Origin of the sequence: Bartonella jaculi (assembly GCF_039543045.1) — a bacterium.
GTDB classification, from domain to species: Bacteria; Pseudomonadota; Alphaproteobacteria; order Rhizobiales; family Rhizobiaceae; genus Bartonella; species Bartonella jaculi.
On sequence record NZ_BAABIZ010000147.1, the window covers coordinates 1 to 895 of the forward strand.

Below are 895 nucleotides of genomic sequence, written 5' to 3' on the forward strand. Positions count from 1 at the left end.
AGAAAGGGAACCGTTTTAAGGAAATCATTGATATGAGATTTGATAATTTTATTGAAAAGCTTTGTAATATATTTAGAGGTATTGACATCTTTGCAAAAAGCTAAAGCACTTTGCATGGGTTCTGTATCATCATCATCAACAGCCGCTTCTTTATCCATTTTGGTCAGGGCTCTATAACAGCCAATAATTTTTGCCGCATCATCTAAATCAATTTCACGGTTTTCATTGGCAATAATCTTCTGTATGGCTGGTGTGATATAGGTTTCATCAATACCCAAGACCACAATCTTGTAAGGGGTTAAAAGTTCATTATCGACAGCTTCCGCGAAGCTATAATGATGGAGTTGTTTTCCATAAAGCGTTTCATCATCCATAGACGCCAGAACGGCATTAATCTCATCAGCACGCCTTTTTGCAGTATCACTAAAAATGCGCGGCGTTGCTGTCATATACAAGCGTTTTTTACCTCGAATGATGCTGTTATCATGAACCTTGATAAATTCGGATTCATCGTCTTCACTTCCCAATGAAGCTCCAGTCGTTCTATGCGCTTCATCACAAATGATCAGATCAAATTCGGGTAACCCATGGTCCTTTTGCGCATCAGAAATCACTTGGATTGAATGATAGGTTGAAAAAATGACCGTCATTGCATCTGCGAAGCTTTCACAAGCTTCTTTGGCAAGTACTTCCGCATCCGTTGTAGCAGGCAGCACAAGGTCTGATGTTTCCATGCCAACAATATCATCTTGGTTTTTACGACGCTTACCAACTTTCGTATCGGAACACACCGCAAAGGAACGCAAGGGGACTTGTGCATCTGCTGTCCATTCACGTATTGTTTGTGAGACTAAAGCAAGAGAAGGGACTAAAAACAACACACGCTTGCCTTTTC

At 40.6% G+C, this 895-nt stretch carries 1 protein-coding gene; it reads right to left on the reverse strand.

What is annotated here, in order from left to right:
• The coding region (locus ABD915_RS09890) for a DEAD/DEAH box helicase family protein (RefSeq protein WP_345117785.1) at positions 1-895 on the reverse strand (895 nt) is incomplete at both ends.